The organism is Kitasatospora sp. NPDC018058 (genome assembly GCF_044327205.1).
GTDB lineage: Bacteria > Actinomycetota > Actinomycetes > Streptomycetales > Streptomycetaceae > Kitasatospora.
This window is the reverse complement of sequence record NZ_JBIRFA010000104.1, coordinates 1-8,111: the sequence shown is the minus strand read 5'-3', so window position 1 is coordinate 8,111 and position 8,111 is coordinate 1. Positions and strand designations below refer to the sequence as shown.

2 protein-coding genes are annotated in these 8,111 nt (G+C 74.2%); both read left to right on the top strand.

Annotation, left to right across the window (positions count from 1 at the left end):
• Positions 1-119: 119 nt before the first annotated feature.
• A complete protein-coding gene (locus ACH4E7_RS44900; RefSeq protein WP_396255012.1) occupies positions 120-7,664 on the top strand; it encodes a type I polyketide synthase in 7,545 nt (2,514 codons plus the stop codon).
• Between the two features lie 67 nt (positions 7,665-7,731).
• Positions 7,732-8,111 (top strand): beta-ketoacyl synthase N-terminal-like domain-containing protein (locus ACH4E7_RS44895; RefSeq protein ID WP_396255011.1); only part of this gene is annotated, 380 nt, incomplete at its 3' end.

The window sequence follows — 8,111 nt, the reverse complement described above, 5'->3', positions numbered from 1 at the left end:
TCCACACCCACGGCCACCCCACCACCCGACCCACCCCACCCACCACCCACCTCGACCTCCCCACCTACCCCTTCCAACGCGACCACTACTGGCTCCACACCCCCACACCCACCGGCGACGTGTCGGCGGTCGGACAGATCCCGGCCGAGCACCCCCTCCTCGGCGCCGTCGTGGTCTCGCCGGAGTCGGGCGGCGTGGTGCTCACGGGCCGGTTGTCGGTGGAGACCCAGCCGTGGCTGGCCGACCACGCCGTGTTCGGCACCGAGCTGCTGCCGGGGACGGCCTTCGTGGAGCTGGCCCTGCGGGCGGCGCTGGAGGTCGACTGCACCACGGTGGAGGAGCTGACCCTGGAGGCTCCCCTTGCCCTCCCGGAGCGCGGGGGCACGGCCGTCCAGGTGGTGGTCGGCGCGCCAGAGGAATCGGGCACGCGGACGGTCGCGGTGTACTCGCGGCCCGAGAAGAGCCCGGCCGACCTTCCCTGGACCCGCCACGCCACCGGCGTGCTCGCCCCGCACCGGCCGACGCCGTCCACAGGCCCGGCCGAGTGGCCGCCGTCGGATGCCGTCGCGGTCGAGGTCGAGGCGGGGGGCGTGTACGAGCGCCTGGCCGCCCGCGGATACCGCTACGGGCCCGTCTTCCGTGGGCTCCGTGCGCTGTGGCGACGGGGTCAGGAGGTCCTCGCCGAGGTAGAGCTGCCACCGGGACAGGCCGCGAACGCGGTCGCGTTCGGTGTCCACCCCGCGCTGCTCGACGCGGCCCTGCACGCCCTGCCATTCACGACCGACCTCTTCGCCGAGGGCGAGGTGCTGCTGCCCTTCTCGTGGAACGGCGTCACGGTGCCCGCGCCCGGTGCGTCGACCCTGCGGGTGCGGCTCACGCCGGTGGGAGCCGGCACCGTGTCTCTGGAGGCGACGGACGCCTCCGGTGCCGTCGTCGTGTCAGTGGCCTCGCTCGTGCTGCGTCCGGTCGACGCGGCACAGCTTCGCGCGGCCGCCGGGGTCGTCGAAGCCGATACCTGGCGTTACGAGGTGGCCTGGGAGCGGGTGCCCGGGACGGCTACCGGCGCGTCGCTGTCCGGGACCTGGTTGGCGGTGGTCCCGGCGGGGCTGTCCGGCGCCGCCGGGGACGGGTCGGTCGACGGGTACCTGGCGGCCCTGGCCGCAGGCGGGGCCGAGGTGGTCCGGCTGGACGTGTCGGCCGCCGACGCCGAACGGGAGGCACTGGCCTCGATGTTGGCCGGGGCTCAGGAGGGATGCTCGCCGTTCTCGGGCGTCGTGTCGCTGCTGGGACTGGACGGGAACGCACACCCGCTGGCTCCCGGTGTGCCGGCCGGGGTCGCCGGCAGCCTGCTCCTGCTCCAGGCGCTGGGCGACGCGGGGGTTCAGGCCCCGCTGTGGTGCCTGACCCGGGGCGCGGTGTCCACCGATGTCGCCGACCCGGTGACGGAGGCGGGCCAGGCCATGCTCTGGGGTTTGGGTCGCGTGGCCGCGCTGGAGCACCCTGAGCGCTGGGGCGGTCTGATCGACCTGCCGACCGGGACGGATTCCCGGTCCGCTGAGCTCCTGGTGGGCGTGCTAGCCGGGCCCGGGGGCGAGGACCAGCTGGCGCTGCGTCCGCAGGGCGTGTTCCGCCGGCGGCTGGTACGGGCCGCGGCGCCTGCCGGGGACGGTGGCCGGCCGCCGCGCGGAGCGGTGCTGATCACCGGTGGGACGGGTGGTCTCGGCGTCCACGTCGCCCGGTGGGCGGCGGGCTGCGGGGCCGAGGACGTCGTGCTGCTCAGCCGCCGCGGTGCCGAGGCGGACGGCGTGGCCGCGCTGCGCGAGGAACTCGAGGCCCGGGGCACGCGACTGCGGGTGGTGGCCGCCGACGTCACCGACCGGGAGTCTCTGACGTCCGTCCTGGCGGAGCTGCGGGCCGAGGACCTCGCGGTGACCACCGTCGTGCACGCGGCGGGGGTCGCCGACGAGTGCCCCCTGGACGACCTCCGGTTGGCCGACCTCACCCGTGTGGTCGCGGTCAAGGCCGTGGGCGCACGACTGCTGGAGGAACTCCTCGACGAGCCCGCACAGTCGGAGGGCGCCGGGCTGGAGGCGTTCGTCGTGTTCTCCTCCATAGCCGGGGTCTGGGGCAGCGGACGACTGGCCGCGTACGCCGCCGCCAACGCCTACCTCGACGCCTTCGTCCAGCAGCGCCGCTCCCGCGGCCTCGCCGGCACCGCCCTCGCCTGGGGCCCCTGGGCCGGCGGCGGCATGGTCGACGCCACCTACGAGCACCAGCTCCGACGCCGCGGTCTGACGCCGATGGACCCCGAAGCCGCGGTGCACCACCTCGGCCGCAGCCTGGCGGCCGACGACACCGCCACCGTCATCGCCGACGTGGACTGGACCGCCTTCCACCCGTCCTTCACCATCGCGCGGAAGAGCAGGCTCTTCGACACGCTCCCGCAGGTGCGCCGCGCCCGCCCCCACCGCCCTGCAGCCGACGGTGACCCCGCCGACCGCGCCCGGGACACTGCCTCGCTCGCCGGGGCCACCGAGGCCGAGCAGGAGGCGTCCCTCCTGGACCTCGTGCGCCGGGAGGTCGCCTCCGTGCTGGGCCACGCCGGTCCGGAGGCGGTGGACCCCGGCCGCGCGTTCAACGCGGCCGGGGTCGACTCGCTCATGGCCGTCGAGCTGCGCAACCGGCTCGTACGGGCCCTCGACGTCGCTCTGCCCGCCACCCTGGTGTTCGACCACCCGAACCCGTCCGCCCTCGCCGGCCACCTGCGGGCCGAACTGTTCGGCGCCGAGCAGCGGGCTTCCGCCGACGGCGAGGCGCCGACGTCCGACGAGCCGCTGGCGATCGTGGGCATGGCCTGCCGCCTGCCCGGCGGGGTGACCTCGCCCGAGGACCTGTGGACGCTGGTGTCCGAGGGCCGGGACGCCGTCTCGGGGTTCCCGACCGACCGGGGCTGGGACCTCGACGGCCTCTACCACCCCGATCGCGACCACACCGGCACCAGCTACACCCGGCACGGCGGATTCCTCCACCGCGCGGCCGACTTCGACCCCGCCTTCTTCGGGATCGCCCCACGTGAGGCGGCCGCCATGGACCCGCAGCAGCGGCTGCTGCTGGAGACCTCCTGGGAGGCCTTCGAATCGGCGGGGCTCACCGCCGAGTCCGTCCGCGGGTCGCGCACCGGTGTCTTCGCCGGGTCGATGTACCACGACTACGCGTCCCGTCTCGGGCAGGTGCCGGACGGTTTCCAGGGCCTGCTCGGCATCGGCACCACGGGCAGTGTGGTGTCCGGCCGCATCTCGTACACCTTCGGCCTGGAGGGCCCGGCGGTCACCGTGGACACCGCGTGCTCCTCGTCGCTGGTGGCCCTGCACCTGGCCGGACAGGCGCTTCGGCAGGGCGAGTGCGACCTCGCCCTGGCGGGCGGGGTCACGGTGATGGCCACCCCGTTCACCTTCACCGAGTTCAGCCGCCAGGGCGCGCTGTCCGCCGACGGCCGCTGCAAGGCCTTCTCGGCCGACGCCGACGGCACCGGCTGGGCCGAGGGCGTGGGCGTCCTCGTGCTCGAACGGCTCTCGGACGCGCAGCGCCTCGGGCACGAGGTGCTGGCCGTGATCCGGGGCAGCGCGGTCAACCAGGACGGCGCCTCCAACGGCCTCACCGCCCCCAACGGTCCCGCCCAGCAACGGGTGATCACCTCGGCGTTGGCGAACGCACGCGTGTCGGCGCGCGAGGTGGACGTCGTGGAGGCGCACGGCACCGGTACCCGGCTCGGTGACCCGATCGAGGCACAGGCCCTCATCGCGGTGTACGGGCAGCACCGGAGTGCCGAACAGCCCTTGTGGCTGGGCTCCTTGAAGTCCAACATCGGCCACGCCCAGGCCGCGGCCGGCGTCGGCGGTGTGATCAAGATGGTGCAGGCGATGCGCCACGGCGTACTGCCGAAGACCCTCCACGTCGACCGGCCCACCCCGGAGGTCGACTGGTCCGCCGGCACCGTCCGACTCCTCACCGAGGAACGCCCCTGGCCTGAGACCGGCCACCCCCGACGCGCCGGCATCTCCTCCTTCGGTATCAGCGGCACCAACGCCCACGTCATCCTCGAACAAGCCCCCGACCGCGCCGTGGAGCCGCAGCCGTCCGACCCGGCCACCCCGGCCGCCGAGGCAGCACCGTGGCTACTCTCGGCCCACAGCCCCGAGGCCCTACGCGCCCAGGCCGCCCGCCTCCACGACTGGGTGAACGACCACCCCGAACAGCGCCCGGCCGACATCGCACTCTCCCTCGCCACCACCCGCTCCCTGTTCGACCACCGCGCCGCCGTCACCGCCGACGACCGAGACTCCTACCTGCGGACCCTGAACGCGCTGGCCCGCGGCGAGACCGCGCCCGATGTGTTCACGGGAGCCGTCACCCCGGCGGCCGCGTCCCGGGTGGTGCTGATGTTCCCCGGCCAGGGCTCCCAGTGGCCCGGCATGGCCGTCGAACTCCTCGACACCAACGAGGTCTTCGCCGCCCACATGCACGCCTGCGAACAAGCCCTCACCCCCTGGGTCGACTGGTCCCTCGACGACGTCGTCCGCGGCCGCGTCCCCGACGAACTCGCCCAACGCGTCGACGTCGTCCAACCCGTCCTCTTCGCCGTCATGGTCTCCCTCGCCCAACTCTGGCGCTCCTGGGGCCTCAAGCCCGCCGCCGTCCTCGGCCACTCCCAGGGCGAGATCGCCGCCGCCTGCGTCGCCGGCGCCCTCACCCTCCACGACGCCGCCCGCCTCATCGCCATCCGCTCCCGCCTCCTGCGCGACCTCGCCGGAACCGGGCACATGCTCTCCGTCGTGCTCTCCGCCGACGAGGCCCGGGCACGGCTGGCCGACTGGCCGACGCTGTCCCTCGCCGCCGACAACGGCGCGGGTTCGGTCGTGGTGTCCGGCCCCGACGAGGCGCTGGACGCCTTCGCCGCCGACTGTGCGCGCGACACCGTCCGTACCCGGCGCGTGGACGTCGACTACGCCTCCCACTCGGCCGAGGTCGAATCGGTACGGGACCGCCTGCTGGCCGAACTCGCCGACCTTGCACCACAGTCGGGCTCGGTTCCGGTCTACTCCACGGTGCTCGGCCGGCGCGTCGACGGCACCGAACTGGACGCGGCCTACTGGTACCGCAACCTGCGCGACACCGTCCGGCTGCGCGACACCGTCGAGACCCTCGCCGACGACGGCCACGGGTGCTTCCTCGAAACCAGTCCGCATCCCGTACTGGCGGTCGGCGTGCGGCAGACCCTCGACGCACAGGACCACCCGGACACGCCCGTCCTCGGCTCACTGCGCCGCGACCACGGCGGCCTACGCCAGATGCTCACCGCCGCAGCCCACGCCCACGTCCACGGCATCGAACTCCACTGGCCCACCATCCTCCAGCACCACCACGCACACCGCGTCCACCTGCCCACCTACGCCTTCCAACACCAGCGCTACTGGCTCGAACCCACCAACACCACCACCACCGACACCACCGACACCCGGTTCTGGGAAGCCGTCCACAACCAGGACCTGAGCGCCCTCGCCACCACCCTCCAGCTCCCCGACGGCCCCGCCCGCGACGGCCTCGCCCACGCCCTGCCCGCTCTCGCCGACTGGCACCGGCAGGAGAACGAACGCTCCCTCCTCAACACCTGGCGCTACCGCATCACGTGGAACGCCGCCCCCGAACCCCACCGCCCCACCACCCCCACCGGCTCCTGGCTGATCCTCACCGCCGCCGGCGGCGCGGAGTGGGCCGCCGCCGCGAGCAGCGCACTCACCGCGCACGGGGAACACGTGCGGCTGCTGGAGCTGACGGGCGGCGACGCGGACCGCGCCGTCCTCGCCGACCGGGTGAAGGCCGCCCTGGCGGAGGACGGCCCCGGCTGCACCGGGGTCCTGTCGCTGCTGGCGCTCGCCGAGGCCCCGCACGAGGGCCTGCCCGCCCTGCCGGAGGGACTGGCCCTCAACCTGGCCGCCGTCCAGGCGCTGGGCGACGCGGGGATCGACGCGCCGCTGTGGATGGTCACCACGCAGGCGGTGTCCGTGTCCACGACCGAACGGCTCGCCAGCCCCGCCCAAGCGCAGTGCTGGGGCCTGGGACGGGTGGCCGCGCTCGAACACCCCGACCGCTGGGGCGGATTGGTCGACGTACCGGCCGTGCCCGACCCCCGGACCGCCGCTCGGCTGACGGGCGTGCTGGTCCGCGGCGGCGACGAGGACCAGTGGACCCTGCGCGCCTCCGGCTCGTACGTTCCGCGCCTCGTACGCCACGCGCGGCAACCGAGCCGGGCCGTCCGCGACTGGAAGCCTCGCGACACAGTGCTGATCACCGGGGCGACCGGCTCGCTCGGCCCGCACCTCGCCCGCTGGATCGCCGCGCGCGGCGCCGGTCACATCGTGCTGGCCAGCAGGCGGGGTCCCGCCTCGCCGGGCATCGCCGACCTGCAGGCGGAGCTGGCGGCACTCGGCACCCCCTCCTCGGCGGAGGCGTGCGACGTCGCCGACCGCGCCGACGTGGCCCGGCTCGTCGCACGGCTCCGCGCGGCCGGCCACACCGTACGCACCGTGCTGCACGCGGCCGCCCACCTGGCCCTGGGCTCCCTGGCGGAGACGACGCCGGAGGAGTTCGCCCGGATCGTCCACGCCAAGGCCGCCGGTGCGGTGCACCTCGGCGAACTGCTCGATCCCGACGAGTTGGAGGACTTCGTCCTGTTCTCCTCCATCGCGAGTGTGTGGGGCAGCGGCGAGCACGCCGCGTACGCCGCCGCCAACGCGTTCCTCGACGCCTTCGCCCAGCAGCGGCGCGCCGACGGGCTGCCCGCGACCTCGGTCGCGTGGGGCATCTGGGACGAGCGGACGACCGTCGACCGGACCGACGCCACCCGCGTCGTCCTCCGCGGGCTGCCGTTCATCGAACCCGCGCGGGCGTTCCGGGCGCTGGAGCAGGTGCTCGACGACGAGGAGACCTTCCTGGCCGTCGCCGACGTCGACTGGGCGAACTTCCTGCCCGTCTTCACGTCGATGCGGCCCAGCCCGCTGATCAGCGAGGTGCCGGAGGTACGGGCCCTGCTCGACGAGGCCGCGCACGGCAGCCGCGAGAGCGACGAACGGGGGGCGGAGCTGCGGCAGCGGATCGCCGGACTCCCCGAGGGCGAACGCGAGGGCGCGGTCCTACAGTTGGTGACCTCGCACGTGGCGGCGGTGCTCGGCCACGGGTCGGCGGACCCCGACGACGCCGGGCGCGCGTTCCGCGACTTCGGGTTCGACTCGCTCATGTCGGTCGATCTGCGCAACCGCCTCAGCACCGCGACCGGCCTGGTGCTGCCGCCCACCCTGGTCTTCGACCACGCGACGCCGGTCGCCCTCGCGCAGCACCTGCACCACGAACTGCTCGGCCTCCGGCCGGACACCGCCGAGAGCGTCATCGAGGACCTCGACCGGCTGGAGTCCGCCATCGTGGCACTCGCCGACGACACCGCCCGGCTGCGGCTGGCGACACGACTGGGGGCCGTACTCCGGCGGATCGAACACCCGCAGGAGTACGGCGGGGACCCGACGGCCGTCACCTCACTGGAGGACGCCAGCGTCGAGGAGCTCCTCGACTTCCTCGACAACGACCTCGACAGCCGGCTCGGCGAGCCGTAGCGGCAGGGGAAGCACTCCCCTCCCCGGTGTCCCTCACTCACTCTCCGCATGATTCGGGTGCTGAACCATGAGCAATGAAGACCGCCTCGCCGGCCATCTCAAGAGGATCACGACAGACCTCCAGAAGTCCCGTCTGCGGGTCCGGGAACTGGAGTCCAAGGAGTCGGAGCCGATCGCCGTCGTCGGCATGAGCTGCCGCTACCCCGGTGCGGTCGCCACCCCGGAGGACCTGTGGCAGCTCGTCGCCGACGGCCGGGACGCCGCCTCGGGGCTGCCCGCTGACCGCGGCTGGGACCTGGGGGGCCTCTACCACCCGGATCCCGACCACGCCGGCACCACCTACACCCGGCACGGCGGATTCCTGTACGACGCCGCCTACTTCGACCCGGCGTTCTTCGGGATCTCGCCGCGCGAGGCGGCCGCGATGGACCCGCAGCAGCGGCTGCT